The organism is Modestobacter sp. VKM Ac-2985 (assembly GCF_026967925.1).
In the GTDB taxonomy this organism is placed as follows: domain Bacteria; phylum Actinomycetota; class Actinomycetes; order Mycobacteriales; family Geodermatophilaceae; genus Modestobacter.
Map to the genome: position 1 here is coordinate 1,749,012 of NZ_JAPVBI010000001.1, position 25,450 is coordinate 1,774,461.

General features: G+C 73.8%; 28 protein-coding genes and 4 tRNA genes. 26 read left to right on the forward strand and 6 right to left on the reverse strand.

Annotation, left to right across the window (positions count from 1 at the left end):
* Positions 1 to 62: 62 nt before the first annotated feature.
* The gene (locus tag O2V61_RS08295) at positions 63 to 923 is read right to left on the reverse strand and encodes a class I SAM-dependent methyltransferase (protein WP_269182822.1); all 861 of its coding nucleotides are present in this window, start codon (positions 921 to 923) and stop codon (positions 63 to 65) included.
* 230 nt (positions 924 to 1,153) lie between these two features.
* Here O2V61_RS08295 and rpsA point away from each other — a divergent pair, with 230 nt between their 5' ends.
* Positions 1,154 to 2,620, forward strand: coding sequence for a 30S ribosomal protein S1 (gene rpsA, locus O2V61_RS08300; RefSeq protein WP_269182823.1), 1,467 nt, complete (start codon positions 1,154 to 1,156; stop codon positions 2,618 to 2,620).
* A 309-nt stretch (positions 2,621 to 2,929) separates the two neighbouring features.
* On the opposite strand, the gene O2V61_RS08305 is transcribed toward rpsA, so the two are convergent.
* Positions 2,930 to 3,187, reverse strand: a complete 258-nt coding sequence (locus O2V61_RS08305; RefSeq protein ID WP_269182824.1) for a hypothetical protein — start codon at positions 3,185 to 3,187, stop codon at positions 2,930 to 2,932.
* A 152-nt stretch (positions 3,188 to 3,339) separates the two neighbouring features.
* Between O2V61_RS08305 and coaE the strand changes: the two genes are divergently transcribed.
* Together coaE and O2V61_RS08315 are read left to right on the forward strand one after the other, a co-directional pair.
* Positions 3,340 to 3,936: a dephospho-CoA kinase gene (gene coaE / locus O2V61_RS08310; RefSeq protein ID WP_269182825.1), complete on the forward strand. Its 597-nt coding sequence runs from the start codon at positions 3,340 to 3,342 to the stop codon at positions 3,934 to 3,936.
* A gap of 81 nt (positions 3,937 to 4,017) precedes the next feature.
* On the forward strand, positions 4,018 to 4,509 hold the full coding sequence (locus O2V61_RS08315; protein ID WP_269182826.1) for a VOC family protein: 492 nt from the start codon (positions 4,018 to 4,020) through the stop codon (positions 4,507 to 4,509).
* Between the two features lie 93 nt (positions 4,510 to 4,602).
* On the opposite strand, the gene O2V61_RS08320 is transcribed toward O2V61_RS08315, so the two are convergent.
* The 4 genes from O2V61_RS08320 to O2V61_RS08335 all read right to left on the reverse strand — a co-directional run bounded on the left by O2V61_RS08320 (position 4,603) and on the right by O2V61_RS08335 (position 5,550).
* Positions 4,603 to 4,677 (reverse strand) — tRNA-Val (locus O2V61_RS08320).
* A 53-nt stretch (positions 4,678 to 4,730) separates the two neighbouring features.
* Positions 4,731 to 4,801, reverse strand: a tRNA-Cys gene (locus tag O2V61_RS08325).
* Between the two features lie 42 nt (positions 4,802 to 4,843).
* Positions 4,844 to 4,915, reverse strand: a tRNA-Gly gene (locus O2V61_RS08330).
* Positions 4,916 to 5,034: 119 nt separating this feature from the next.
* Positions 5,035 to 5,550, reverse strand: a complete 516-nt coding sequence (locus tag O2V61_RS08335; RefSeq protein WP_269182827.1) for an SsgA family sporulation/cell division regulator — start codon at positions 5,548 to 5,550, stop codon at positions 5,035 to 5,037.
* Positions 5,551 to 5,722: 172 nt separating this feature from the next.
* On the opposite strand from O2V61_RS08335, the gene O2V61_RS08340 reads away from it, so the two are divergent.
* From O2V61_RS08340 to O2V61_RS08450, 23 genes are all read left to right on the forward strand, one after another.
* Complete coding sequence (locus O2V61_RS08340; RefSeq protein WP_269182828.1) at positions 5,723 to 6,349, forward strand: sigma-70 family RNA polymerase sigma factor; 627 nt, start codon at positions 5,723 to 5,725, stop codon at positions 6,347 to 6,349.
* The gene (locus O2V61_RS08345) at positions 6,346 to 7,248 is read left to right on the forward strand and encodes an anti-sigma factor (protein WP_269182829.1); all 903 of its coding nucleotides are present in this window, start codon (positions 6,346 to 6,348) and stop codon (positions 7,246 to 7,248) included. The genes O2V61_RS08340 and O2V61_RS08345 overlap by 4 nt, the downstream gene beginning before the upstream one ends.
* Before the next feature lie 14 nt (positions 7,249 to 7,262).
* Positions 7,263 to 7,754, forward strand: a complete 492-nt coding sequence (locus tag O2V61_RS08350; protein ID WP_269182830.1) for a TIGR02611 family protein — start codon at positions 7,263 to 7,265, stop codon at positions 7,752 to 7,754.
* Between the two features lie 27 nt (positions 7,755 to 7,781).
* Positions 7,782 to 7,853 (forward strand) — tRNA-Val (locus tag O2V61_RS08355).
* A gap of 209 nt (positions 7,854 to 8,062) precedes the next feature.
* Positions 8,063 to 8,356: a hypothetical protein gene (locus O2V61_RS08360; RefSeq protein WP_269182831.1), complete on the forward strand. Its 294-nt coding sequence runs from the start codon at positions 8,063 to 8,065 to the stop codon at positions 8,354 to 8,356.
* A 10-nt stretch (positions 8,357 to 8,366) separates the two neighbouring features.
* Positions 8,367 to 8,924, forward strand: coding sequence for an MOSC N-terminal beta barrel domain-containing protein (locus O2V61_RS08365; RefSeq protein WP_269182832.1), 558 nt, complete (start codon positions 8,367 to 8,369; stop codon positions 8,922 to 8,924).
* A gap of 46 nt (positions 8,925 to 8,970) precedes the next feature.
* Entirely contained in the window at positions 8,971 to 10,095 is a 1,125-nt protein-coding gene (locus tag O2V61_RS08370; RefSeq protein WP_269182833.1) for a CapA family protein, read from the forward strand.
* 81 nt (positions 10,096 to 10,176) lie between these two features.
* Entirely contained in the window at positions 10,177 to 12,222 is a 2,046-nt protein-coding gene (thrS, locus tag O2V61_RS08375; RefSeq protein WP_269182834.1) for a threonine--tRNA ligase, read from the forward strand.
* Entirely contained in the window at positions 12,219 to 12,833 is a 615-nt protein-coding gene (locus O2V61_RS08380; RefSeq protein WP_269182835.1) for an HIT family protein, read from the forward strand. Before thrS ends, O2V61_RS08380 begins: the two co-directional genes overlap by 4 nt.
* Positions 12,834 to 13,487: a phosphatidylinositol phosphate synthase gene (pgsA, locus tag O2V61_RS08385; RefSeq protein ID WP_269182836.1), complete on the forward strand. Its 654-nt coding sequence runs from the start codon at positions 12,834 to 12,836 to the stop codon at positions 13,485 to 13,487. It abuts the gene before it with no gap.
* The gene (locus O2V61_RS08390) at positions 13,484 to 14,446 is read left to right on the forward strand and encodes a phosphatidylinositol mannoside acyltransferase (protein WP_269182837.1); all 963 of its coding nucleotides are present in this window, start codon (positions 13,484 to 13,486) and stop codon (positions 14,444 to 14,446) included. The genes pgsA and O2V61_RS08390 overlap by 4 nt, the downstream gene beginning before the upstream one ends.
* Complete coding sequence (locus O2V61_RS08395) at positions 14,446 to 15,672, forward strand: glycosyltransferase family 4 protein (protein ID WP_269182838.1); 1,227 nt, start codon at positions 14,446 to 14,448, stop codon at positions 15,670 to 15,672. Before O2V61_RS08390 ends, O2V61_RS08395 begins: the two co-directional genes overlap by 1 nt.
* 11 nt (positions 15,673 to 15,683) lie before the next feature.
* Positions 15,684 to 16,220, forward strand: coding sequence for a hypothetical protein (locus O2V61_RS08400; RefSeq protein WP_269182839.1), 537 nt, complete (start codon positions 15,684 to 15,686; stop codon positions 16,218 to 16,220).
* A 64-nt stretch (positions 16,221 to 16,284) separates the two neighbouring features.
* Positions 16,285 to 17,190, forward strand: a complete 906-nt coding sequence (gene pdxS, locus O2V61_RS08405) for a pyridoxal 5'-phosphate synthase lyase subunit PdxS (RefSeq protein ID WP_442929169.1) — start codon at positions 16,285 to 16,287, stop codon at positions 17,188 to 17,190.
* The gene (gene pdxT / locus O2V61_RS08410) at positions 17,187 to 17,885 is read left to right on the forward strand and encodes a pyridoxal 5'-phosphate synthase glutaminase subunit PdxT (protein WP_269182840.1); all 699 of its coding nucleotides are present in this window, start codon (positions 17,187 to 17,189) and stop codon (positions 17,883 to 17,885) included. The genes pdxS and pdxT overlap by 4 nt, the downstream gene beginning before the upstream one ends.
* Positions 17,882 to 18,634, forward strand: a complete 753-nt coding sequence (locus tag O2V61_RS08415; RefSeq protein ID WP_269156890.1) for a YebC/PmpR family DNA-binding transcriptional regulator — start codon at positions 17,882 to 17,884, stop codon at positions 18,632 to 18,634. Before pdxT ends, O2V61_RS08415 begins: the two co-directional genes overlap by 4 nt.
* A 144-nt stretch (positions 18,635 to 18,778) precedes the next feature.
* Positions 18,779 to 19,360, forward strand: coding sequence for a crossover junction endodeoxyribonuclease RuvC (gene ruvC / locus O2V61_RS08420; protein WP_269182841.1), 582 nt, complete (start codon positions 18,779 to 18,781; stop codon positions 19,358 to 19,360).
* A complete protein-coding gene (ruvA, locus tag O2V61_RS08425; RefSeq protein ID WP_269182842.1) occupies positions 19,357 to 19,992 on the forward strand; it encodes a Holliday junction branch migration protein RuvA in 636 nt (211 codons plus the stop codon). Before ruvC ends, ruvA begins: the two co-directional genes overlap by 4 nt.
* Positions 19,989 to 21,116: a Holliday junction branch migration DNA helicase RuvB gene (gene ruvB / locus O2V61_RS08430; RefSeq protein ID WP_331254209.1), complete on the forward strand. Its 1,128-nt coding sequence runs from the start codon at positions 19,989 to 19,991 to the stop codon at positions 21,114 to 21,116. The genes ruvA and ruvB overlap by 4 nt, the downstream gene beginning before the upstream one ends.
* Before the next feature lie 158 nt (positions 21,117 to 21,274).
* On the forward strand, positions 21,275 to 21,610 hold the full coding sequence (gene yajC / locus O2V61_RS08435; RefSeq protein ID WP_269182843.1) for a preprotein translocase subunit YajC: 336 nt from the start codon (positions 21,275 to 21,277) through the stop codon (positions 21,608 to 21,610).
* A 13-nt stretch (positions 21,611 to 21,623) separates the two neighbouring features.
* Entirely contained in the window at positions 21,624 to 23,255 is a 1,632-nt protein-coding gene (gene secD, locus O2V61_RS08440) for a protein translocase subunit SecD (protein ID WP_269182844.1), read from the forward strand.
* Complete coding sequence (gene secF, locus O2V61_RS08445; RefSeq protein WP_269182845.1) at positions 23,252 to 24,790, forward strand: protein translocase subunit SecF; 1,539 nt, start codon at positions 23,252 to 23,254, stop codon at positions 24,788 to 24,790. The genes secD and secF overlap by 4 nt, the downstream gene beginning before the upstream one ends.
* Positions 24,787 to 25,374 (forward strand): adenine phosphoribosyltransferase, encoded by a 588-nt coding sequence (locus tag O2V61_RS08450; protein WP_331254210.1) that lies wholly within the window; start codon positions 24,787 to 24,789, stop codon positions 25,372 to 25,374. The genes secF and O2V61_RS08450 overlap by 4 nt, the downstream gene beginning before the upstream one ends.
* Positions 25,375 to 25,450: the final 76 nt, after the last annotated feature.

Here is a 25,450-nt window from a genome sequence, read left to right on the forward strand (position 1 = left end):
CGGGCCCGGCGTCGCTGGACAGCGTGGCAGGTCCGTGCCCCGATCGGCAGGTCGACGGCGGCTCAGCCGGGCAGGTCGCAGACCAGGACGAGCGTCCCGGGCATCAGCGCACCGCGCTCCGGGGACCACTGCCCCCAGGTCTCGGTCCGCCCGGGCGTCCACTCCGGTTCGAGGAGGTCGCGCAGCACGAACCCGGCGCCGACGACGGCCCGCACCCAGTCGCCGATCGTGCGGTGGTGCTCGACGTAGACCGTGGTCCCGGCCTCGTCGGTCTCCACGTAGGGCGAGCGGTCGAAGTAGGAGGAGACGACGCGCAGGTCCGCCGGGTCGGGGGAGTCGGGCATCGGCCACCGCATCGGGTGGTTCACCGAGGCGACCAGCCGCCCGCCCGGGCGCAGCACGCGGGCGACCTCGGTGAGCACTGCCTGCGCGTCGGCGACGAAGGGGAGGCCGCCGAAGGCCGAGCAGGCCAGGTCCACGCTGGCGTCCGCCAGGGGCAGTGCCCCCGCGTCGGCCTGCAGCAGCGGGACGTCGATGCCGGTGGACCGGTTCAGCTCCGCGGCGCGCGCGAGCATGCCCCCGGAGACGTCGAACGCCACGGGGGACGCGCCGGCCGTGCGCAGCCAGCGGGCGCACGGAGCCGACCCGCAGCCGATCTCCAGCACCCGCCGCCCGGCGACCTCACCCAGCAGGTGTGCGTCGGCCTCCCGCAGCCCCTCGGGGCACCACAGGAAGTCCGCGTCGCCGAGGTCGCTGCCGTGCTCGGCCAGATAGGCCGGTGCGGCGGCGTCCCACCAGCCCCGGTTGGCCCGGGCGGACTCGGCCGGGCCGGCCGCGCGGCGGGTCACCCCACCGGCCGCCGGGTAGCCGTCCTCGGCGAGCGGGAGCGGGGCGGCGGAGGGGCGCGCGGGGGTGCTGTCCATGACGCGCCGATGGTGACACGCCGCCGGGTGGGTGACCGTCCCGACCGGACCACACCCCTGGTGGACCGGCCCTCGCCGGGTCCGTACGATGGAGAGCACGCCAGAGGTCTGTGGCGTCGACCCCCCTGTACGGGGGTCGGCATCGCCGTCTCCCGTGAACCTCCCCGCGGTCGTCCTCGGCCGCGGGTGATCCTGTCCCTACGCATCCCCCGTCCGGAGCACTCGACCACATGACCTCCACTCAGGTCCGTCCCGACAGCACCCCCCAGATCGCGGTGAACGACATCGGCACCGCCGAGGACTTCCTCGCCGCGATCGACCAGACGATCAAGTACTTCAACGACGGCGACATCGTCGAAGGCATCATCGTCAAGGTCGACCGGGACGAGGTGCTGCTGGACATCGGCTACAAGACCGAGGGCGTCATCCCCTCGCGTGAGCTGTCCATCAAGCACGACGTCGACCCGACCGAGGTCGTCAAGGTCGGCGACGAGGTGGAAGCCCTCGTCCTCCAGAAGGAGGACAAGGAAGGCCGGCTCATCCTGTCCAAGAAGCGGGCTCAGTACGAGCGCGCCTGGGGCACGATCGAGGCCAAGAAGGAAGCCGACGAGGTCGTCACCGGCACCGTCATCGAGGTCGTCAAGGGCGGTCTCATCCTCGACATCGGCCTGCGCGGGTTCCTCCCCGCCTCGCTGGTCGAGATGCGTCGCGTCCGCGACCTGCAGCCCTACGTGGGCCGCGAGCTCGAGGCGAAGATCATCGAGCTCGACAAGAACCGCAACAACGTCGTCCTCTCCCGTCGTCAGTGGCTGGAGCAGACCCAGTCCGAGGTCCGCAGCGAGTTCCTCAACAAGCTCGCCAAGGGCCAGGTCCGCACGGGCGTCGTCTCCTCGATCGTCAACTTCGGTGCCTTCGTGGACCTGGGTGGCGTCGACGGCCTGGTGCACGTCTCCGAGCTGTCCTGGAAGCACATCGACCACCCGTCCGAGGTCGTCGAGGTGGGCCAGGAGGTCACCGTCGAGGTCCTCGACGTCGACCTGGACCGTGAGCGGGTCTCCCTGTCGCTGAAGGCGACGCAGGAGGACCCGTGGCGTCAGTTCGCCCGCACGCACCAGATCGGGCAGGTCGTCCCCGGCAAGGTCACCAAGCTGGTCCCCTTCGGTGCGTTCGTGCGCGTCGACGAGGGCATCGAGGGTCTGGTGCACATCTCCGAGCTGGCCGAGCGCCACGTGGAGATCCCGGAGCAGGTCGTGCAGGTCGGCGACGAGATCCTGGTCAAGGTCATCGACATCGACCTGGACCGCCGCCGCATCTCGCTGTCCCTCAAGCAGGCCAACGAGGGCGTCGTCGGCGACGAGGAGCAGTTCGACCCGGCCGCCTACGGCATGGCCGCGCAGTACGACGAGCAGGGCAACTACGTCTACCCCGAGGGCTTCGACGCCTCCACCGGCGAGTGGCTCGAGGGCTACGACGAGGCCCGCGAGACGTGGGAGCGGCAGTACGCCGAGGCGCAGACCCGGTTCGAGGCGCACCGCAAGCAGATCGCGGCTGCCAAGGAGGCCGACGCCGAGGCTGCGGCAGGCGGCAGCTACTCCAGCGAGCCGGTCGACACCCCGGACGCCCCCTCGACCGGTGGCACCCTCGCCTCCGACGAGGCACTGGCGGCCCTGCGGGCCAAGCTCGCCGGCGGCGAGTGACCCAGCAGTTCTGCTGAGCAGCACCTGACCGTGCGCCGTCCACCTCCGGGTGGGCGGCGCACGGTCGTCTGTACAGGAGGTGGGCCGACCTGCCGGTCGGTCACCCGTACTGCGACGACCCCGTCGACCGTGGAGGTCGACGGGGTCGTCGCAGTACGTGGCTCAGCTCTGAGCCGTCGGACGGTGGCGCGGCCCTGGCTCGTACGCGCGCCGTCGGCGGGCGGGCTGCCGGAGCCGCTCAGCCGTGGATCGCGCGCGCCTGCAGGGGCCCGCCGCGCGCTCGCCGCCGATGCAGCCCGGCGCCCTGCGTCAGAGGCTGAGGATGATGGCGAACGCGGTCCGCGGACGGCCGCCGGCGTTGGCCAGGAAGTCCCAGGTGTGCCGGCCGGAGCGGACGCTGGGCATGAGGGCGCGGAAGAACGCGGCTCCCCGGCGGCTCTGCGGCAGGCGCTCACGCACGCCCGGCAGGTCCGAGCAGCGCACCCCGGCGGGGTTGTCGAGCCGGTGCCGACCACGGCGGGGAGTGCCAGCGGCCGACAGTGCGCCATCGAGCGTGGAACGGGACATGGTCGGTTCTGCCTCTCTCCTGTGGCGGGGGAAGTCCACCGGGACGAAAGGTAGGTCCTGTGACTGGTGTGACTGGTGCGACGCGCCGAGGGTGGCGTCGCCGTGACCTCCCCGAGACCTGCGGGTGGGGTGCGCCCTCCTAAGGTCGGCCCGTGCTGAAGATCGGGTTGACCGGGGGCATCGGCTCGGGGAAGAGCACCGTGGCGGCGCTGCTGGCCGAACGCGGTGCGGTCGTCGTGGACGCCGACCGACTCGCCCGGGAGGTCGTGGCTCCCGGCACGCCGGGGCTGGCCGCGATCGTCGAGGAGTTCGGGCCCGACGTGCTCGCCGAGGACGGTGCGCTGGACCGGGCCGCGCTCGCCGCGGTCGTCTTCGCCGACCCCGCCGCCCGGGCCCGGCTGGACGCGATCGTCCACCCCAGGGTCCGCGCCCGTGCCGCTGAGCTGGCCGCTGCCGCGCCGCCGGGGTCGGTCGTGGTGCAGGACGTCCCCCTGCTGGTCGAGACCGGCCAGGCGGGCTCCTTCGACCTCGTGCTCGTCGTGGAGACCGATCCGGAGACGCGGGTGGCCCGGCTGGTGGACCGGGGGCTCTCCGCCGCCGACGCGCGGGCGCGGATCGCCAGCCAGGCCACCGACGACCAGCGCCGTGCGGTCGCCGACGTCGTCCTGCGCAACGACGGTGCGCCAGAGGCGCTCGCGGAGCAGGTGCAGCGGTTCTGGACCGAGCGGGTGGAGCCGGCGACGCGCTGACCGCGGCGATGAGTTCCGCCGGCCGGTCCAGTCCTCCCTGCAGGCCCCGGTGCGGGGTGCCGGTCGAGGAGCGGAGTGGAGATGGCCCAGCAGAAGATCGTCCCGAACCTGTGGTTCGACACCCAGGCCGAGGAGGCGGCGCAGTACTACATCGACGTCTTCGGCGCGGGGCGGGTGATCGACGTCACCCGGTACCCGGAGGGGGCACCCGGCCGGACCGGGTCGGTGATGACCGTGGAGTTCGAGCTCGCCGGCCAGCGGTTCGTCGGGATCAACGGTGGCCCCCAGTTCCCCTTCACCGAGGCCGTCTCCTTCCAGATCGACTGCGCCGACCAGGCCGAGGTCGACCGGTACTGGGACCGGCTCGTCGGCGACGGGGGAGAGGAGAGCCAGTGCGGGTGGCTGAAGGACCGGTACGGACTGTCCTGGCAGGTGGTCCCGGCCGGCATGGCCGAGATCTTCGCCGACCCGGACCCGGCGCGGGCGCAGCGTGCCGTGCAGGCGATGCTCGGCATGCGGAAGCTGGACGTGGCGGCGCTCCGCGCGGCTGCTGACGGTGTGCCGGTCAGTTGAGTGGTGGTCGTCACAGTCGTCCCGGATCGCCCGCGGAGCTGCCGCACATACGACAGCAGGCCCCAGGTCCGTGGACCTGGGGCCTGCTGTGACTGGTGGGCGATACTGGGATCGAACCAGTGACCTCTTCCGTGTCAGGGAAGCGCGCTACCGCTGCGCCAATCGCCCGTACCGGTCTGCCGACCGGCCTGCCTCCACACCCGTGCTCCGTGGAGGAGACGAGGTGGAGACGGGATTTGAACCCGTGTAGACGGCTTTGCAGGCCGTTGCCTCGCCTCTCGGCCACTCCACCGCACACCGGGCGCCGGTCCAGAGACCAACGCGCGGGGTTCCGAGCGGACGACGGGATTCGAACCCGCGACCCTCACCTTGGCAAGGTGATGCTCTACCACTGAGCCACGTCCGCGTTGCGGAGCAAGTCCGCGTTACGTGGAGAACTCTAACCGACCCGGTTCGGGCCTCCAAACCGGGGGGGTCCGGAGGGTGTCGAGACGGGGATCCCCGCAGGTCAGGGGTGCGTGGCGGTCAGTGTGACGTGGGGTTGTCGGTGCCGCCGCGGAGCAGCGCGGTGAGCTCGTCGTCGACCTGGAGCAGCTCGCTCTCCGCGCCGACCGGCACGAGGGCGTCGGTCTCGCGCAGGAACTGGCCGACCGCTGCGCCGGACACCTCGAACAGGGCCTCGCCCGAGGGGGCGCGCAGCTGCAGGAAGAGGACGTCGAGCCCGTTGCGTGCCGGCCACAGCCGGACGTCCCCCTCGCCGACCGGTCCGATCAGGCCGGCCCGCAGGAGGTCGCGGCTGAGCAGCCACTCGACACTGCCCTCGTCGTCCGGGTCCGTGTCGTCGAGGTCCGTCGCCTGCGTCGCCGCCTCCTCGGCGGGGACGTCGACCTCCGCCGCGCTGTCGTCGCCGAAACGGACGCGCACCGCGAACGGGTCGGTGGAGTCGTAGACCAGGGCGGCCGGGACGGCCGTCCAGGACTGGGGGCCGATGAGGTGGAACGTCGTCCGAGCGGTGCAGCCGGACATCGAGTGGCGAGGCATGCCCTCTTAACGACCCAGAACTGCCCTTGGTCACGCATGGTCTCGGCGTGTCGCGTCACACCGGTCACATGCGCCCCAGGAGTGGACACCCGACACGGCGTGACGCCGTCGCCGAGCCCGGTACGAGGTGGTGAACCGATCAGCACCGACGTGCCGAACGCCGCGTGTGACCATGGGCCTCGTGAGCCGACCAGTGCGCAGTCCCGAGGACGGCGCAGCCGACCTCGAACTGGTCCGCCGGATGGCGGCCGGTGACCGCACGGCGGTCGACGACCTCTACCTGCGCTTCCGGCGCCCGGCCTTCGCCCTGGCCCGCCGGGTGCTGGCCGACGAGGTGCTGGCGGAGGACGTGCTCCAGGACGTCTTCCTGGGCATCTGGCGCAACCCGGGTGCCTTCGACGGCAGCCGGGGCAGCGTCGCCTCCTGGGTGCTGACGATGGTCCACCACAAGGCCGTGGACGCCGTCCGCCGTGAGGAGTCGCACCGCCGCCGCACGGCACGGGCGGAGGAGGACATGGCGCTCGCGGCACCGACCGAGACCCATGACGTCGAGGACGAGGCCTGGGAGCGGATGGAGGCCGGCCGCGTGCGGACGGCGCTGCACTCCCTGCCCGATCCGCAGCGGGAGGCGCTGACCTTGGCCTACTACGGCGGGTACACCCAGCGCGAGGTGGCCGCCCTGACCGGCACCCCGCTGGGGACGGTCAAGACCCGGATGCTGGCCGGCATGCGCCGGCTCAAGGAGACGCTCGGCACCGGGCTGCCCGGGGTCTCGCCGGCCGACGGGGGCCCCCGATGACCGCGCCGACGAGCGGCCGGGACGACGAGCACCGCCGCTGGGAGGAGCTCGCCGTCGGCTGGGCGCTGCACGCCCTCGAGCCCGAGGACGAGGACCTCTTCGCCGCCCACCTCGCCGACTGCGACCGCTGTGCGGACACGGTCGCCGAGACCGCCGAGGTGATGACGGCGATGTCCAGCGACCTGCCGCAGGCGGAGCCGTCGGACGCGCTGCGTGACCGGCTGCGCGCAGCGGTCGAGGAGACCGAGCAGCTGCCGCAGAACACCGGCCCCGAGCGCCGGCGTGAGCAGTCCCCGGCTGCGCCGGCCCGTCCCGCTGCCCGGTCGACCCCCGTCCGCGCCGGGACGGGCAGCACCTCCGCGCGGGAGCTGCAGCTCCCCCTGCCCACCCGGTTCGCCGACCCGCGCCCGGCCTGGAAGCGGGTGCTGCCGACCGCACTGGTGGCCGCCGGGGTGGCCGCGGTGCTGGCCCTGGGCGCCTGGAACGTCGCGCTCACCAGCGCCCGCGACGAGGCGGTGGCCGCAGCGGCCGAGCAGGCGCAGGTGCTGGACGCGCTCCTGGAGCCGGGGCAGGCCACCATCGCCCCGCTCGCCGGGGACGAGGACGGGCCGGACCTGGCCACCGTCGTCGCCCGGGACGGTCAGGTGCAGGTCCTGGCCGACGGACTGCCGGTCAACGACCCCAGCGAGACCACCTACGTCGTCTGGGGGTTGCCCGATGGTCCCCCGGTGGCCATCGGCACGTTCGACGTGGTCACTTCAGAGATGGACCTGCGAACCGTAGGCTCAGCGGCGACCGGGCTGGACGAGTACCCCGCCTACGGCGTCAGCATCGAGCCCGGTCGACAGGCTCCGTCGGAACCGACGGACATCGTCGCGACCGGGCAGGTGACCAGCTGAGCGGACAGGACACGATGGCAGCGCCGGGTGAGCAGGTGCCGGGCCCGCCGGACCCGGACCTGCCCGAGACCGCCGAGCAGCGGCGCGCCCGCTACGACGCCGACGAGGTGCACAGCCTGCGGGAGCGGATCGCCGAGGCGAGCTGGCGCCGGTGGATCGCCGCCCGCCGCAGCATGGACACGCCGTACCGGGGCGCGGTCGGGCTGGTGGGCGGCCTGGTCGTGACCTTCGGCATCGTCACCATCCCGCTGCCGGGACCCGGCTGGCTCACCGTGATCGCGGGGTTGTTCCTGCTCGCCACGGAGTTCACCTGGGCGGAACGGGTGCTGGAGTTCACCCGGCTGCACGTCGCCCGGTGGTCGGCCTGGCTGAACCGCCAACTGCTGGTCGTCCGCCTGGCCATCGCCGCCCTGACCGCGGCGTTCGTGGTGGCCGTGCTGCTCGTGACGCTGCACATGACAGGCGTCCCGGGCTGGGTGCCGGGGTGGGTGCCACTCTGGCGTTGAGCATCTGGCAAGATGTTCGACGCACCCGGGCGATTGGCTCAGCGGTAGAGCGCTTCGTTCACACCGAAGAGGTCACTGGTTCGATCCCAGTATCGCCCACCGGATGCAAGGGCCAGGTGAACCCGGAGACGGGGGAGCCTGGCCCTTCGTCGTCCCGGCGCACCCGTTCCCGGACGGGCGCACCATGGACGTGATGGCACTGGACCGGGCCGCCCGACTGCGGGTCGCCGTGGAGCGCGACGGGCCCACCTGTGTGTGGTGCGGCCGGACGTTCGGCGGGCAGGTGGTCCCCGACCACCGAGCACGTGGTGCCCCGGGTCAAGGGCGGGCCGTCCTGGCTGGAGAACGAGGTGGCCGCCTGCAGCCGCTGCAACTCCGAGCGCGGGCACACCGCACCGGTCCCGTGGCTGGAGGAGTGCGAGCGGCGGGGCTGGCAGCCCGACGAGCTCCGGCTGACCCGGGTGCTCACCGCGCTGGACGACGCCATCGCCGAGCGCGGTGGGCAGCGCCGGGCCCGGCCGCACGTGGAGGCACAGCTGCGGCGGCTGCGGCGTCGGGGGAGCCCGCCCGCCGAGCAGGCCGCCCGGTCGCGCCCCGCGTAGCGTCGGTGACGTGAGCGATGCGGTGGGCACGGTCGGCCAGATCTCGGTGTACCCGGTGAAGTCCCTGGCCGGGCGGGTGGTCCCGGCCGTGGAGGTCGAGGACGCCGGCCTGCACGGGGACCGGGCGTGGTCGGTGGTCGAGGTCGACACCGGCGAGCGGGTCACCGTGAAGACCACCCCCCGGCTGCGCGAGGTCGTGCCCACCGGCGACACGGAGGCCGACACCCTCACCCTCACCGAGGTGCTGGGGCGACCGGTCCGGCTGGCTGCCGCTGCGGGGGGCCCACAGGTCGACGCCGCCGCCGTCCACCTGGTGTCCCGCGGGGCCGTCGAGCGGGCCGCGGAGGGCGACGTGCCCGAGGGCTGCTCCGCCGACGACCCGCGCGCGAACCTGCTGCTGCACCTGCCCGACGGGCAGGACGAGCGGTCCTGGGTCGGCCGGCGGCTGCGGATCGGCACCGCGGAGCTCGACGTGGTCCGCACCCCCAGGCACTGCCTCGGCGTGTACGCCGAGGTCCGCACCCCGGGCCTGGTCGCCGAGGGGGACGAGGTCCAACTCTTCGACTGACGAGTGCCCACCCGTCCCGGCCACCGCGGTCGCTAACCTCCGGACCGTGACCCGGAGAGCTGCGGTGGCCGTGTGCGTGGCGCTGCTGGCCGGCTGTGGCGCCGAGGCGGAGTCCCCGGTCGCGCAGACGCCGGCCCCCTCGTCGGCGGCCCCGTCGGCCGCGTCGTCGTCCACGCCCCCACCGGCGCCCGACTCGTTCACCCTGGTCGCCACCGGGGACGTGCTGGTGCACCAGGGGCGCGCGCTGACCGCCGGCGCCCAACAGCCCGACGGCAGCTGGGACTTCTCCGCCGTCTTCGCCGGGGTGGCCCCGGTGCTGCAGGCCGCCGACCTGGCGATCTGCCACCTGGAGACGCCGGTCGCACCGGTCGGCGGGCCGTACTCGGGCTACCCGTCCTTCGCCGCCCAGCCGGAGATCGTCGACGCTCTCGCCGGCGCCGGCTACGACCTGTGCTCGACCGCCTCCAACCACTCCCTGGACGACGGCTTCGACGGGTTGGTGCGCACCCTGGACGCCCTCGACGCCGCGGGGATCGCGCACACCGGCACCCACCGCACCGCGGACGAGCCGCCGACGGTGGTGGACGTCGGGGGAGTGCGGGTCGGGCACGTGGCCACGACGTTCTCGCTCAACGGGGTCCCGCTGCCGGCCGACGCGCCCTGGGCGGTGGACACCTTCGCTGCGCCCGACGTCAGCGGGGTGCTGGCCGATGCTGCCGCGGCCCGGGCAGCCGGCGCAGAGGTGGTGGTGGCCAGCGTGCACTGCTGTGCCGAGTACGACCACGCGCCGACGGCGGCGCAGGAGGAGGCGGTGCGCACGCTGCTCGCCTCACCGGACGTCGACCTGGTGCTCGGGCACCACGCGCACGTCGTCCAGCCGTTCGAGCAGATCGGCGGGGAGTGGGTGGCCTACGGGCTGGGGAACCACCTCGCCGAGCACGCCACCCGCGGGTACGCCACCGAGGACTCGGTGATCGCCCGGTTCACCTTCACCCGGGGCCAGGACGGCCGGTTCACCGTGTCGCAGGCCGAGGCGGTGCCGGTGCGGATCGACGTGGGCGCGGAGGAGGTCCGGCTGGTGCCCGCCGACCCGGAGAGCGCAGCGCGGATCGGTGCGGTGCTCGACGACCGCGGCGCCGTGGCCGCGGGGCTGGCGATCGTCCCCGGCTGACCGGGACCGTCGTCCCGGCGCACTAGTCTCGACTGCGCCCGGCCGACCGGCCGGCACCGTGTCCGACCCCCGGGAGCTCTCGTGTCCACCCCGCCTTCGCCCACCGCCGTCACCGCGATCCTGGTGCCGGCCGGGACGACGGCCCTGCAGGCGCTCAAGGACGCCGGGGTGCCGCTGAAGGGCCCGGACGGCGCGGTCGTCGTCCGGGACGTGGCCTCCGGCGACCTCAAGGACCTCGGCTGGGCCCCGGCCGCCGACGCCGAGGTCGAGCCGGTGCCCGCCGCCAGCCCCGACGGTCGCGCGGTGATCCGGCACTCCACCGCCCACGTGCTGGCCCAGGCCGCGCAGGACCTGTTCCCGGGCACCCGGCTGGGCATCGGCCCGCCGGTGGAGAACGGCTTCTACTACGACTTCGACCCCGAGCGGCCGTTCACCCCGGAAGACCTGCAGGCGCTGGAGAAGCGCATGCAGGCGATCGTGAAGCAGGGGCAGAACTTCAGCCGCCGCGAGATCGGCGACGACGAGGCCCGGGCCGAGCTGGCGCACGAGCCGTACAAGCTGGAGCTGATCGGCCTCAAGGGCGGTGCCGACCAGGACGGGGCCGGCGAGGAGGCCGCGGAGGGCGCCGACGTCGAGGTGGGCGGTGCGCAGCTGACCATGTACGACAACCTCGACCCGCGCACCGGCGACCGGCTGTGGACCGACCTGTGCCGTGGTCCGCACCTGCCGCGCACCAGCACCATCCCGGCGTTCTCCCTCACCCGCAGCGCCGCCGCCTACTGGCGGGGGAGCGAGAAGAACCCGCAGCTGCAGCGGGTCTACGGCACCGCGTGGGAGAGCAAGGACGCGCACAAGGCGTACCTGGAGCAGATCGCCGAGGCCGAGCGCCGCGACCACCGCAAGCTCGGTGTCGAGCTCGACCTGTTCAGCTTCCCCGACGAGATCGGCTCGGGCCTCGCCGTCTTCCACCCCAAGGGCGGGGTCGTGAAGCGGGAGATGGAGGACTACGTCCGGCGCCGGCACCTGGAGGAGGGGTTCGACTACGTCGGCACCCCGCACATCAGCAAGCGCGGGCTCTTCGAGACCTCCGGGCACCTGCCGTACTACGAGGAGACGATGTTCCCGGCCATGGAGCTGGAGAACAGCGAGTACTTCCTCAAGGCCATGAACTGCCCGATGCACAACCTGATCTTCCGGTCGCGCGGGCGGTCCTACCGCGAGCTGCCGCTGCGGTTCTTCGAGTTCGGCTCGGTGTACCGGTACGAGAAGTCCGGCGTCGTGCACGGCCTGACCCGGGTCCGCGGGCTGACCCAGGACGACTCGCACAGCTACGTCACCCCGGAGCAGGCACCCGGGGAGGTCCGGCACCTGCTGGCCTTCGTCCTCGGGCTGCTGCGCGACTTCGGCCTGGACGACTACCACCTCGAGCTCTCCACCCGGGACGACGGCCCGAAGTTCATCGGCTCCGACGAGGAGTGGGCCACCGCCACCGCGGTGCTGGAGGAGGCGGCCAGGGAGACCGGTCTGGAGCTCGTCCCCGACCCCGGTGGCGCGGCCTACTACGGCCCGAAGATCTCCGTCCAGGCCCGCGACGCGATCGGGCGCACCTGGCAGATGTCGACCATCCAGTACGACTTCAACCAGCCGGCCCGCTTCGGCCTGGAGTTCAGCGCCGCCGACGGCACCCGGCAGCAGCCGGTGATGATCCACTCGGCGAAGTTCGGCTCGATCGAGCGGTTCTTCGGCGTGCTGACCGAGCACTACGCCGGCGCCTTCCCGGCCTGGCTCGCCCCGGTCCAGGTGGTCGGCATCCCGATCACCGACGAGCAGGTGCCCTACCTGACCGACGTCGCCCTGCAGCTGCGCCGGCGTGGCATCCGGGTGGAGATCGACGACTCCGACGACCGGATGCAGAAGAAGATCCGCACCGCCAGCAAGCAGAAGGTGCCGTTCGTGCTGATCGCCGGTGCCACCGACGCCGAGGCGGGGGCGGTCTCCTTCCGCTACCGCGACGGCTCGCAGCGCAACGGCGTCCCGGTGGCCGAGGCGGTGGCCCAGGTGGCCGCCTGGGTCGAGGGCCGGCACAACAGCGACCCGACCGCGGAGACCCCGATGGTGGCCGGATGACCGGGGGCACGGACATGGGCGAGGGGCCGGCCGCCTACCGGGTGCCGCTGCGCAACGACGACGACGGGCCGACCTCGGGGTTCGAGCACCTGTGGACGCCCTACCGGATGGCCTACATCCGCGGGGAGAACAAGCCGACCGGCGACCACGACTGCCCGTTCTGCCTGATCCCGGCGATGTCGGACGAGGACGGGCTGATCGTGGCCCGGGGCGAGACGGTGTTCGCCGTCCTCAACCTCTACCCGTACAACGCCGGTCACCTGATGGTCGTGCCGTACCGGCACGTGCCCGACTACACCGACCTCACCATCGCCGAGGTCGCCGAGCTCGGCGCCTTCACCCAGACGGCGATGCGCGTGGTCCGGTCGGTCAGCGGTGCGCACGGGTTCAACATCGGGATGAACCAGGGCTCGGTCGCCGGCGCCGGCATCGCCGACCACCTGCACCAGCACGCCGTGCCGCGCTGGGGTGGGGACACCAACTTCATGCCGGTGGTCGGGCTGACCCGCGTGCTGCCGCAGGTGCTCGCCGAGACCAGGGCCCTGCTGTCCGGCGCCTGGCCGGCTGCCGGCCAGGGGACCGGGTCCGCCCCGCACCCCACGGTGGCCTGAGTGCTCGGCGTCAACCTCCGGCCGGCCGTCGGCCGTTTCTGGGCGCCCGTGGTGCGCGGCCTGGTCCGGGCCGGGGTCACCGCCGACGCGGTGACCCTCACCGGCACCCTCGGCGCGGTCCTCTCCGCGGTCTTCCTGATCGGCAACGGCCTGCTGTTCTGGGGCGCCCTGGCCGTGACCGTCTTCGTGCTGCTGGACATGCTGGACGGCGCCCTCGCCCGGGCCCGCGGGGGCGGTTCGGTCTTCGGTGCGGTGCTGGACTCCGCCGGTGACCGGGCCGCCGACGCCGCCATCTTCGGTGGGCTGGTCTGGTGGTTCTCCGGCGCCGGGGACAACCGGCTGCTGGTGCTGCTCGCGCTGCTGTGCCTGGTGCTCGGGGTGCTCACCTCCTACATCAAGGCCCGCGCCGAGGGGGTCGGGCTGTCCGCCGACGTGGGGGTCGTCGAGCGCACCGAACGGCTGATCCTGGTGCTCGTCGGCACCGGGTTCACCGGCCTGGGCATCCCGTACGCGGTCCACGTCGCGCTGTGGGTGCTGCTCGTCGGCAGCGCGGTGACGGTCGCGCAGCGGTTCGCCGCGGTCCGCCGGGAGGCCCGCGGACGTCGACTGCCGACGTCGTCCCCCGACCAGCCGTCCGAGCGCCCCGCCCCGTGAGCCGCCGCGCCGACCTGCTCGCCCGGCTCACCGACGCCGGGTACGCGGCCGGCTGGCGGGCCGTCCGGCTGCTGCCCGAGCCGGCTGCCCGGGCCGGCGCCGCAGCGGGCGGCGCACTCGCCGTGCGCCGCGGCGGGCGGGGTGCCCGGCAGCTGCGGGCCAACCTGGACGTCGTCACCGGCGGTGGCCTGGACGACAGGGCACTGGACGACCTCACCCGGCGGGCGATGCAGTCCTACGCCCGCTACTGGCAGGAGGCCTTCCGGCTGCCGACGCTGTCCAGCGAGCGGATCCTCGCCGGCTCGGAGCTGCGCGGCCGGGAGCACCTGGAGGCCGCGCGTGCGCAGGGCCGCGGCATCGTCCTGGCCCTGCCGCACAGCGGGAACTGGGACGCCGCCGGGGTGTGGCTGATCGCCTGGCTCGGGGGCCCGTTCCTGACGGTCGCCGAGCGGCTGCGGCCGGAGTCGCTGTACCGCCGGTTCGTCGCCTTCCGGGAACGGCTGGGCATGCGGGTCGTGCCGCTCACCGGCGGGGAGCGGCCCAGCTCGGCGGTGCTGCGCGAGTGGCTGGCCGACGGCGGGACCGCTTGCCTGCTGATGGACCGGGACCTGTCCGGCAGCGGTGTGCCGGTCACCTTCTTCGGCCGCCGGACGACGATGCCCGGCGGCCCGGCCCTGGTCGCGGCTCAGACCGGGGCCACCCTGCTGCCCGCCGTCTGCCAGTTCGACGGTGCGGGGTGGCAGTTCGTCGTCCACCCCCCGGTGCCGCTCGACGGGCCGGGCCGGCTGCGGGACCGGGTGACCAGCGCCACGCAGCAGGTCGCCGACGCCTTCGCCACGACGATCGCCGAGCGTCCCGAGGACTGGCACGTGCTCGGCCGGGTCTGGCCCGAGGTGGGCCCCATGGGCCGTGCCCCGGCGTCCCCGGCCGTGACCACGCCGGCGGCGGAGGTGGGGTGATGCGGATCGGGCTGGTCTGCCCGTACCAGTGGGACGTCCCCGGTGGTGTGCAGTACCACGTGCGCGACCTCGCCGAGACGCTGCGCGGGCTAGGGCACCACGTGGAGATCCTGACCCCGGCGCTGCACGAGGAGTCGCTGCCCGCCGAGCACGTGACCTGGGCCGGTCGCGCGGTGCCGGTTCCCTACAACGGCTCGATGGCCAGCGTCTCCTTCGGCCTGGTCTCCGCCGCCCGCGCCCGCCGCTGGCTGCGGGACGGGCACTTCGACGTCGTCCACGTGCACGAGCCGGCGTCGGTGTCGTTGTCCCTGCTGGTCTGCATCATCGCCGAGGGCCCGATCGTGGCGACGTTCCACGCGGCGACCACCCGCTCCAAGGTGCTCGCAGCGCTCGGGCCGTGGGCGCGCCCGTGGCTGGAGAAGGTGGCCGGCCGGATCGCCGTCTCCGACTTCGCCCGCCGCGTCCAGGTCGAGCACCTGGGTGGCGACGCGGTGGTCATCCCCAACGGGGTGCACGTCGCGGCGTTCGCCGAGGGGCCGACGCTGGCTGGGTACCAGCGGGGCACCGACGCCCCGACGATCGGCTTCCTCGGCCGCTACGACGAGCCGCGCAAGGGCCTGCCGGTGCTCCTGGAGGCGATGCGGACCGTGGTCGCCGAGCACCCGCGGGCCCGGCTGCTCATCGCCGGCCGCGGCGACCCCGACGAGCTGGACGAGCTGGTGGCCGACGACCTGCGCCCGCACGTCACGGTCCTCGGGGAGCTGGACGAGCCGGCGAAGGCGGCCTTCCTCCGCTCGGTCGACGTCTACTGCGCCCCGAACCTGCTGGGGGAGTCCTTCGGGGTGATCCTGCTGGAGGCGATGGGCGCCGGTGCGCCGGTGGTCGCCAGCGACCTGGACGCCTTCAGCCGGGTCCTGGCGGACGGCGCCGCCGGGGTGCTGGTCCGGCGTGGGGACGCCGCCGCGCTGGCCACGGCGCTCGGCGGCCTGCTCGCCGACCCCGTCCGGCGGGCGGAGCTGCAGGCGGCCGGCCGGCGGGCCGTCGCCGACTACGACTGGGCCGTGGTCGCCCAGCGGATCCTCGCCGTCTACGAGACGGTCGCCCCGCCGGGCGGCACCGCGGTGACCGCCTCCACCGCCGCCGACGCCGCCCTGCTGGGTGATCTCCCCGACGCGACCGGTGGGCCCGGGCCGTCGGGGCCCTTCCGCAGGCGGGTGCGCCGCTAGCCTGGTGCCCCATGACCACCGCGACCTGGCTGCTGCTCGCCGCCGGGCTCCTGGTGGCCCTGGTGCTCCTCTGGACCGCCTGGACGCTCACCCGGCTGCGCCGGCTGGCCGGGCGGGTCCGCCGCGCACGGGAGGTCCTCGACGCCGCGCTGCGGCGCCGGGCCGAGCTGGCGGCGGCGCTGGCCCGGGAGCACGCCGGTGACCTCGGTCCCGAGCGCGCCGACGCGCTGGCCTCGGCTGCGGCCGGGGCCCGGGCGCCGTCGGCCGGGGACCGGGAGGCCGCCGAGAACGCGCTGGGCCGACTGCTCCGCAGGGTCCCCGCCGGGGTGCTCCCCCCGGAGCTCGAGGACGCCGGCATGCGGGTGGGCCTGGCCCGGCGGTTCTACAACGACGCCGTCCGGGACACCCGGACGCTGCGCCGGGGCCGGCTGGCCCGGGTGCTGCGGCTGCACGCCGGCCGTCCGCTGCCCCGGTACTTCGACATCGACGACGGCCTCGACGCGGTGCTCACCGGCCCGGGCTCCGGCACCGCGCGGCCCACCGGCTGATCCGCCGTACGCTGGGCCGTCCCCTCCCGCCGGTCCCCGGCCCGACGACCTGCGAGGCAGCAGCGTGTCCCTGAACCACAGCGAGCCCACCGGCACCGGCACCGACCGCGTCAAGCGCGGGATGGCCGAGCAGCTGAAGGGCGGCGTCATCATGGACGTCGTCACCCCCGAGCAGGCCAAGATCGCCGAGGACGCCGGCGCCGTCGCGGTGATGGCCCTGGAGCGGGTGCCCGCCGACATCCGCGTCGAGGGCGGCATCGCCCGGATGAGCGACCCCGACATGATCGAGGGCATCATCGGCGCGGTCTCCATCCCGGTGATGGCCAAGGCCCGGATCGGTCACTTCGTCGAGGCCCAGGTGCTGCAGGCGCTCGGCGTCGACTACGTCGACGAGTCCGAGGTGCTCACCCCGGCCGACGAGGCGCACCACATCGTCAAGAGCGCGTTCACCGTGCCCTTCGTCTGCGGCGCCACCGACCTCGGGGAGGCGCTGCGCCGGATCTCCGAGGGCGCGGCGATGATCCGCTCCAAGGGCGAGGCCGGCACCGGCAACGTGGTCGAGGCCACCCGGCACATGCGGGCCATCCGGGCCGGCATCAAGCGGCTGGGCACCCTGGACGAGACCGAGCTGTTCGTCGCCGCCAAGGAGCTGCGCGCGCCCTACGACCTGGTGGCCGAGGTCGCCCGCACCGGCGCGCTGCCCGTCGTCCTGTTCACCGCCGGTGGCATCGCCACCCCCGCGGACGCGGCGATGATGATGCAGCTGGGCGCCCAGGGCGTCTTCGTCGGGTCGGGGATCTTCAAGTCCGGTGACCCGGCGCAGCGCGCCGCCGCGATCGTGCAGGCCACCACCTTCTTCGACGACCCCAGCGTGATCGCCAAGGTCTCCCGCGGGCTCGGTGAGGCCATGGTCGGCATCAACGTCAGCACGCTGCCGGAGAGCGAGCAGTACGCCAAGCGCGGCTGGTGACCCCGCCGACGATCGGGGTGCTCGCGCTGCAGGGCGACGTCCGCGAGCACCTCGCCGCGCTGCGGGCGACCGGCGCCGAGGCGCGGCCGGTGCGCCGGCCCGGTGAGCTGGCCGAGGTCGACGGGCTGGTCCTGCCCGGCGGGGAGTCCACCACGATGGCCAAGCTCGCCGCGCGGTTCGGCATGCTGCAGCCGCTGCGGGACGCCGTCCGCGCCGGGCTCCCCGCCTACGGGTCGTGCGCCGGGATGATCCTGCTGGCCGACACGGTGCTCGACGCCCCGGCCGACCAGGAGACCATCGGTGGCCTGGACGTGACGGTGCGCCGCAACGCGTTCGGCCGGCAGGTCGACTCCTTCGAGACCGAGGTGCAGCTGGCCGGGGTCCCCGGGCCGCCGCTGCACGCGGTCTTCATCCGCGCCCCGTGGGTCGAGGAGGCCGGGCCGGCCGTCGAGGTGCTCGGCCGGGTGGAGGGCGGACCGGCCGACGGTAAGATCGTCGCCGTCCGTCAGGGCCGGCTGGTGGCCACCAGCTTCCACCCCGAGCTGACCGGGGACACCCGGGTGCACGCGCTGTTCGTGGAGCTGGTGCGGGAGGTCGTGGAGCTGGTGCCGGGGGCAAGGGCGATGAGGGCACGAGACCATGCGAGCAGTGCCGGCGCCGGAGCGGACGCGGGCAGTGAGGGGAGAACGTCGTGAGCGGGCATTCCAAGTGGGCGACGACCAAGCACAAGAAGGCCGGCATCGATGCCAAGCGGGGCAAGCTCTTCGCCAAGCTGATCAAGAACATCGAGGTCGCCGCGCGCACCGGCGGTGCTGACCTGTCGGGCAACCCGACGCTCTACGACGCCGTCCAGAAGGCGAAGAAGAGCTCGGTGCCCAACGACAACATCGACCGCGCGGTCAAGCGCGGCGGCGGCCTCGAGGCCGGTGGGGTCGACTACCAGGGCATCACCTACGAGGGCTACGCCGCCGGCGGCGTCGCCGTGCTGATCGAGTGCCTCACCGACAACAAGAACCGGTCGGCGATGGAGGTGCGCACCGCGATGACCCGCAACGGGGGGAACATGGCCGACCCCGGCTCGGTCTCCTACCTGTTCTCCCGCAAGGGCGTCGTCGTGGTCCCCGCGACCGGCACCACCGAGGACGACGTGCTGATGGCCGTGCTGGACGCCGGCGCGGAGGAGGTCCGCGACCTGGGCGACACCTTCGAGGTGGTCTGCGAGCCCACCGACCTGGTCGCCGTGCGCACCGCCCTGCAGGACGCCGGCATCGACTACGACTCCGCCGACATGGGCTTCCTGCCCAGCGTGCAGGTCGAGCTGGACGCCGACGGCGCGGGCAAGGTGTTCCGGCTCATCGACGCCCTCGAGGACCTCGACGACGTGCAGAACGTCTACGCGAACTACGACGTCTCCGACGAGGTCATGGAGTCGATCGACGCCTGAGGAAGGACCCCCTCGCCCCCCACCGTTCGCACGCTCACGGCGGGCCCCTGCGAGGGGCCGTTCCAGCGGGTCACGCGCGTGTCGGTGTGGGGACAGCTGGACCTCGGCGGTTAGCGTGGTTCGAACACGTGTTCGCGTCGGCTGGTGGAGGTCCTCATGCGGGTGCTCGGCATCGACCCGGGGCTCACCCGGTGTGGGTGGGGCGTGGTCGAGGGGCGCCCCGGTGCTCGACCGACGGCGCTGGGGGTCGGCGTCGTCCGCACCTCGCCCGACCTCGACCTGGAACTGCGTCTGCTGGAGGTGCACACCGCCGTGACCGCACTGCTGCGCGAGCACCGGCCCACCGCGGTCGCCATCGAGCGGGTGTTCACCCAGAACAACAAGGGCACGGCGACCGGCACGGCGCAGGCCGCCGGCGTCGCCGCCCTGGCCGCCGCGCAGGCCGACGTGCCGGTCGCCTGGCACACGCCGAGCGAGGTCAAGGCCGCGATCTCCGGCAACGGCCGCGCAGACAAGGACCAGGTCACGATGATGGTCACCCGGGTCCTCGGGCTCGCCACCGCGCCCAAGCCCGCGGACGCCGCCGACGCCCTGGCGCTGGCCGTCTGTCACGTGTGGCGAGGGCCGGCGCAGCAGCGACTGCGGGTCGCGGCCCTGGCCGGCGGCATCGGCGCCCCCGTCCGGCCGGCGACGCTGCCCCGCTGGACGGGGGTGTCGCCCCGATGATCGCGTCGGTGAACGGCCGGGTGGCCGCGGTCTCACCCGACGGCGCGGTCCTCGAGGTCGGTGGCGTGGGGCTGTCCGTGCAGTGCACCCCCGGGACGATCGCCCGGCTGGCGGTGGGGGAGCAGGCCCGGCTGTCGACCAGCCTGGTGGTCCGCGAGGACTCCCTCACCCTCTACGGCTTCGCCGACGACGACGAGCGTCAGCTGTTCGAGCTGCTGCAGACCGCCAACGGCGTGGGCCCCCGGCTCGCCCAGGCGGTGCTGGCGATCCACCCGCCCCGCGAGGTGCGCAGGGCGGTGTCGATGGGCGACCTCAAGGCGCTGATGCAGGTGCCCGGGATCGGCAAGAAGGGCGCCGAGCGGCTGGTGCTGGAGCTCCGCGACCGGCTGGGCACGACGGCGTCGGACACCTCGCTGGACGGCCCACCGGCGGCCGGCCTCGGCGCGGTCACCCCGGTGGCCCCCTGGCGGGACCAGCTCACCGCGGCCCTGGTCGGGCTGGGCTGGTCGAGCCGGGAGGCGGACACCGCGGTCTCCGCCCTCGAGCCGGTGGCCGAGGAGCAGCAGCTGGCCGGCGGCGTCCAGGTCGCGGTCCTCCTGCGGCAGGCGCTGCAGATCCTGGGGCGGTCGTGAGCACCCCGTTCGACCGCGGGCTGTCCGCCGCCGATGCCGGGCCGGGCCGGTTCCCCGACGACGCGGTCGACCCGCGGGCCGGTGACGAGGAGCGGGTCGTCGAGTCGGCGCTGCGCCCGAACTCGCTGACCGACTTCATCGGCCAGCCCAAGGTCGCCCGCCAGCTGGACCTCGTGCTGGAGGGCGCCAAGCGCCGCGGCCGGCCGCCGGACCACGTGCTGCTCTCCGGCCCGCCCGGGCTGGGCAAGACCAGCCTCGCGCTGATCATCGGCACCGAGCTCGGCACCGCGGTGAAGATCACCAGCGGGCCGGCGATCGAGCGCTCCGGCGACCTCGCCGCGATGCTGTCCAACCTCGGCCCCGGTGACGTGCTGTTCATCGACGAGATCCACCGCATCGCCCGGCCGGCCGAGGAACTGCTCTACATGGCGATGGAGGACTTCCGGGTCGACGTCGTCGTCGGCAAGGGACCGGGCGCCACGGCGATCCCCCTGGAGATCCACCCGTTCACCCTGGTCGGCGCCACCACCCGCGCCGGGCTGCTGACCGGGCCGCTGCGCGACCGGTTCGGCTTCGTCGGGCAGATGGAGTTCTACGAGGTCGCCGACCTGGAGCGGGTGCTGGCGCGCAGCGCCGACCTGCTGGGGGTCCAGCTCACCGACGACGGCTCGGCGGAGATCGCCGGGCGCTCCCGCGGGACCCCGCGGATCGCCAACCGACTGCTGCGGCGGGTCCGCGACTACGCCGAGGTGCGGGCCGACGGCCGGATCACCCGGGACGTCGCCCAGGCGGCACTGGCCTTGTACGACGTGGACGACCTCGGGCTGGACCGGCTCGACCGGTCGGTCCTGGAGGCCCTCGTCGTCCGCTTCGGCGGTGGGCCGGTGGGGGTGGCGACCCTCGCCGTGGCCGTGGGGGAGGAGCCGCACACCGTCGAGGAGGTCTGCGAGCCGTTCCTCGTGCGGGCCGGGCTGCTGGCCCGCACCTCGCGAGGACGGGTGGCGACCGAGGCGGCCTTCCGTCATCTGGGGCACGCCGTGCCGCGGGGTGGACTGCCGCTCAGCGGGCTCACCGCCGACCCGCCGTCGGACGCGCCGTCGTCACAGACCCTCTTCGACGCATAGACTCATCGGCGCTGGCGCGCAACCCGGCTGCAGTCGGGGCGCCTCGCCCCGGAGCCACCCTGCGCAGGCGGGCGTGCGCCGGCGCCGATGTACCCGAGCGGCCCGATCCCGGGCCGCACCCACCGCGCGACTCGCTGCGGTAGAGAGGCTCACCCGTCGTGGAACAGTTCTTCCCGTTGATCCTGCTCGTCCTGGCCTTCGGCCTGCTGATCGTGCTGCCCGCCCGGCAGCGCAAGAAGATGCAGGCGAAGGCCGAAGCGCTGCAGTCCTCGCTGACCGTGGGCACCCCGGTCATGCTGACCAGCGGGATCCACGGCACGGTCGCCTCGCTCGGCGAGGGCATCGTCGGCCTGGAGGTCGCCCCGGGGGTCGTCATCACCGTCGCCCGCCCGGCGGTCATGGAGATCCGCCAGTCGGCGTCCGGCGCCGTCCCGCCCGAGGGGGCCACCGGCACCATCGACGGCGACGGCGACTCCACCGACCGCACCCGCTGAGCCGGGTCGACGCATGGCCGCCCGTCAGCTCTCTGCCCGCCGGTACTTCGCGGCGTTCCTCCTGATCGTCGCCGGGCTGTACTCCCTGGTCTTCCTCACCGGCGACCAGCGCACCCCGCAGCTCGGTCTCGACCTGCAGGGCGGGACGACGGTGACCCTCGAGGCCCGCACGCCCGACGGTCAGGCGCCCGACCCCGAGGACCTCGACCTCGCCCGCGAGATCATCGAGCAGCGGGTCAACGGCCTGGGCGTCGCGGAGGCCGAGGTCGTCACCGAGGGCAACAGCAACATCGTCATCTCGGTGCCGGGCGAGGACGGCGACCAGGCCCGCGAGCTGGGGGCGACCGCGCAGCTGCGGTTCCGTCCCGTGCTCGTCGGTCCGGAGCCGGCCGCCACAGACCCTGCCGCCACGGACCCGGCCGCGACCGACCCCGAGGCGACCGATCCCGCGGCCACGGACCCGGCAGCGACCGACCCCGAGGCGACGGACCCCGCGGCGACGGACCCGGCGGCCACCGAGCCTGCTGTTGCCGACCCGGATGCGCCGGTCGTCACCCAGGAGGAGGCGCTCGCCGAGTACGCGACGCTCACCTGCGACACGACCACCACCGAGGTCGACCAGCCCGAGTCCTACATCGCTGCGTGTTCCGACGACGGCACCGCGAAGTTCCTGCTCGGGCCGGCGGTCATCGAGGGCACCGACGTCGCCGACGCCACGGCCGGCACCGAGGTCGGCACCGGTGAGTGGGTCGTCAACCTCGACTTCACGTCCTCGGGCTCGGCCGCCTGGGCGGACTACACGACGGCCAACGTCGGCAACAACGTGGCGATCACCCTCGACGGGCGGGTCGTCTCCGCGCCGACGATCAACTCGGCCATCGTGGGTGGCACCACCCAGATCACCGGCAGCTTCGACCAGGCCGCCGCCACCGAGCTGGCCAACCAGCTCAAGTACGGCGCCCTGCCCCTGACGTTCAGCCAGGCGACGGCGCAGACCGTCACCACCGAGCTGGGCGAGGAGCAGCTGCGCGCCGGGCTCATCGCCGGCGGGATCGGCGTCGCGCTGGTGTTCGTCTACGCGCTGCTGTACTACCGGCTGCTCGGCCTGGTGATGATCGCCAGCCTGATCCTCTCGGCGGTGGTCGTCTACGCCTGCCTGGTCCTGCTCAGCCGGGAGATCGGCTTCGCGCTGAGCCTCGCCGGGATCGCCGGGTTCATCGTGTCCATCGGCATCACGGCCGACTCGTTCGTCGTCTACTTCGAACGGCTCAAGGACGAGGTGCGCGAGGGGCGCAGCCTGCGCAGCGCCACGCCGCGCGCCTGGGTGCGGGCCCGCCGGACGATCCTGTCCGCCGACGCGGTCAGCTTCCTCGCCGCGGCCATCCTCTACTGGCTGGCCATCGGTGACGTGAAGGGCTTCGCGTTCACCCTGGGCCTGTCCACGGTGCTCGACCTGATCGTCGTCTTCCTCTTCACCCACCCGCTGATGGTGGTGCTCAGCCGGTTCAAGGGACTCGGGACCAACCGCTTCTCCGGGCTGGGCCGGGTGGACCACAGCCGGCGACCGGTCCAGCCGACACGGAGCGACCGCGAGCTGGTCGGCGCAGCCACCGGCAGCAGCAGCATGAACGGGAGCAATCGATGACCCCCCGCGACCGCACCGGCGCTGACGGCGCCGGCCCCCAGGGCCACGGCTGGGGAGAGGACGCCCCGGCGGAGCAGGGCCCGGCCGTGCGCCCGGATGGCACTGCCACGCGGACCTCCGCCGAGCCGCTGGCGCGGTCGGCCGACGAGTCCGTGCCTGCCGATCAGCTCGACACCGAGGAGTCGGACGGCGAGGAGGTCGACGGCGAGGACGTCGACGACTCCGACGTCCGCGACGAGGCGGCCGGTGACAGCACTGGCGACCAGGCGCTCGCCGACGCCGGGCTCCCCGCCGAGGGGACGGTCCCGGGTGCCGCCCGGACACGCCCTCGGGCGTCCCTGGCGCACCGGCTCTACAACGGCGAGGTCGGCCTCGACGTGGTCGGCCGTCGGCGCTTCTGGTTCCGGGTCACCGCCGTCGTGATGCTGCTGTGCGTCGCGGCCATGGTGTTCCGCGGGTTCAACTTCGGCATCGAGTTCGCCGGCGGGAACAGCGTGCGGGTGCCGGCCACCAGTGCCGAGCTCGGCGAGGTCCGCGATGCGGCCGAAGAGGCCGGAGCCCAGGTCTCCAGCGCCCAGGTGGTCGGTGGCGACTCCGTCCTGCTGCGCACCAGTGCGCTGGACAACGAGACCGAGACGGCCGTGGTCGCCGCGGTCGCCGACGCTGCCGGCGTGGACCCCTCCCAGGTCAGCCCGCAGTCGGTGAGCGCGGACTGGGGCGGCAACGTCACCAACCAGGCGCTGATCGCGCTGGCCGTCTTCCTGGTCGCGGTGGTGGCCTTCCTGGCCATCCGGTTCCGACCGACGATGGCGATCGCCGCGATCGTCGCCCTGCTGCACGACATCGTCGTCACCGCAGGGATCTACGCACTGATCGGCTTCGAGGTCTCGCCCTCGACGGTCATCGGGCTGCTGACGATCCTGGGCTTCTCGCTCTACGACACCGTCGTGGTGTTCGACAAGGTCGACGAGAACACCAAGGACCTCGACAAGAACGCCCGGTCCACCTACGGCGAGGCCGCGAACCTCGCGGTGAACCAGACGCTGATGCGCTCGGTCAACACCTCGGTCATCGCGCTGCTGCCGGTCGCCGGGCTGCTGTTCGTCGGCGCCGGGCTGCTGGGAGCCGGCACGCTGAAGGACCTCGCCCTGGTCCTCTTCGTCGGTCTGGCCGCCGGCACGTACAGCTCCATCTTCCTGGCCACGCCGGTGCTCTCCGAGCTGGAGGAACGCCGGCCAGAGCAGCAGGCGCTGCGCCGGCGGGTGCTGGCCCGCCGGTCGGCCGAGGCCCGCCAGGGCGGTGTGCGGGTCGACGCCCCCGTGGCGACGGCCCGGCGGGGGAGCGGGGCGACCCGGCGCAGCGCGGTGGCGGTCGCCGAGCGGGAGGACGCCCTGCCGAGTCAGCCGATGGCCGACGTGCAGATCGAGTCGCCGGCCTCGGTGCGCCCGAGTGCCCGGGGCGGGACGACCACCCCGCGGCCCGGTCAGCGGCCGAGCCGGCCGGGGCAGCGTCCGGCAGGCCGGAAGCGACGGTGAGCGCCGTCCGGGACGGGGAGCTGCCGATCGAGGAGTTGATCGCCAGCTTCTCGGTGGACGTGCCCGACTTCCCCGAGCCCGGGGTGCTCTTCCGCGACCTGACGCCGGTGTTCGCCGATGCAGGCGCGTTCCGGCGGGTCGTCGACGCGCTCACCGAGCCCGCCGACGTCGATCCGCGGGCGGCTGCGCTGGGCCGGGCCGACGGTGGGCCGGGCTTCGACGTGGTCGCCGGCGTGGAGGCCCGCGGGTTCCTGCTCGCGGCCGCCGTCGCGCTGGACGCCGGGACCGGTGTGCTCCCGGTGCGCAAGGCCGGCAAGCTGCCTCGCGAGGTCGTCACGGCCGAGTACGTGCTGGAGTACGGGACGGCGACCCTCGAGCTGCACGCCGACTCGATCACCCCGGGCCAGCGCGTGCTGCTCGTCGACGACGTCCTGGCCACCGGCGGCACGCTGGAGGCGGCCATCGCGCTGGTCGAACAGCTCGGCGGCGTGGTCACCGCGGTCGCCGTCGTCGTGGAGCTCATGGCCCTCGGCGGGCGGGAGCGCCTCGCCCCGCACCCGGTCCACGCGCTCTGGCGGGTCTGAGCCCGACCTCACCCCATCCCGGGTGAGCGCAGGGGGCGCGACCCGGTGGGGCGCGGCTAGCATGGGCAGGGTCTAC

Bases quoted from the DNA above. Each gene is read 5' to 3' on its own strand.
- O2V61_RS08295 (WP_269182822.1), bottom strand. From the start codon at position 923: ATGGACAGCACCCCCGCGCGCCCCTCCGCCGCCCCGCTCCCGCTCGCC.
- rpsA (WP_269182823.1), top strand. From the start codon at position 1,154: ATGACCTCCACTCAGGTCCGTCCCGACAGCACCCCCCAGATCGCGGTG.
- O2V61_RS08305 (WP_269182824.1), bottom strand. From the start codon at position 3,187: ATGTCCCGTTCCACGCTCGATGGCGCACTGTCGGCCGCTGGCACTCCC.
- O2V61_RS08315 (WP_269182826.1), top strand. From the start codon at position 4,018: ATGGCCCAGCAGAAGATCGTCCCGAACCTGTGGTTCGACACCCAGGCC.
- O2V61_RS08335 (WP_269182827.1), bottom strand. From the start codon at position 5,550: ATGCCTCGCCACTCGATGTCCGGCTGCACCGCTCGGACGACGTTCCAC.
- O2V61_RS08340 (WP_269182828.1), top strand. From the start codon at position 5,723: ATGGGCCTCGTGAGCCGACCAGTGCGCAGTCCCGAGGACGGCGCAGCC.
- O2V61_RS08345 (WP_269182829.1), top strand. From the start codon at position 6,346: ATGACCGCGCCGACGAGCGGCCGGGACGACGAGCACCGCCGCTGGGAG.
- O2V61_RS08350 (WP_269182830.1), top strand. From the start codon at position 7,263: ATGGCAGCGCCGGGTGAGCAGGTGCCGGGCCCGCCGGACCCGGACCTG.
- O2V61_RS08380 (WP_269182835.1), top strand. From the start codon at position 12,219: ATGACCGGGGGCACGGACATGGGCGAGGGGCCGGCCGCCTACCGGGTG.
- O2V61_RS08395 (WP_269182838.1), top strand. From the start codon at position 14,446: ATGCGGATCGGGCTGGTCTGCCCGTACCAGTGGGACGTCCCCGGTGGT.
- O2V61_RS08400 (WP_269182839.1), top strand. From the start codon at position 15,684: ATGACCACCGCGACCTGGCTGCTGCTCGCCGCCGGGCTCCTGGTGGCC.
- ruvA (WP_269182842.1), top strand. From the start codon at position 19,357: ATGATCGCGTCGGTGAACGGCCGGGTGGCCGCGGTCTCACCCGACGGC.
- secD (WP_269182844.1), top strand. From the start codon at position 21,624: ATGGCCGCCCGTCAGCTCTCTGCCCGCCGGTACTTCGCGGCGTTCCTC.
- secF (WP_269182845.1), top strand. From the start codon at position 23,252: ATGACCCCCCGCGACCGCACCGGCGCTGACGGCGCCGGCCCCCAGGGC.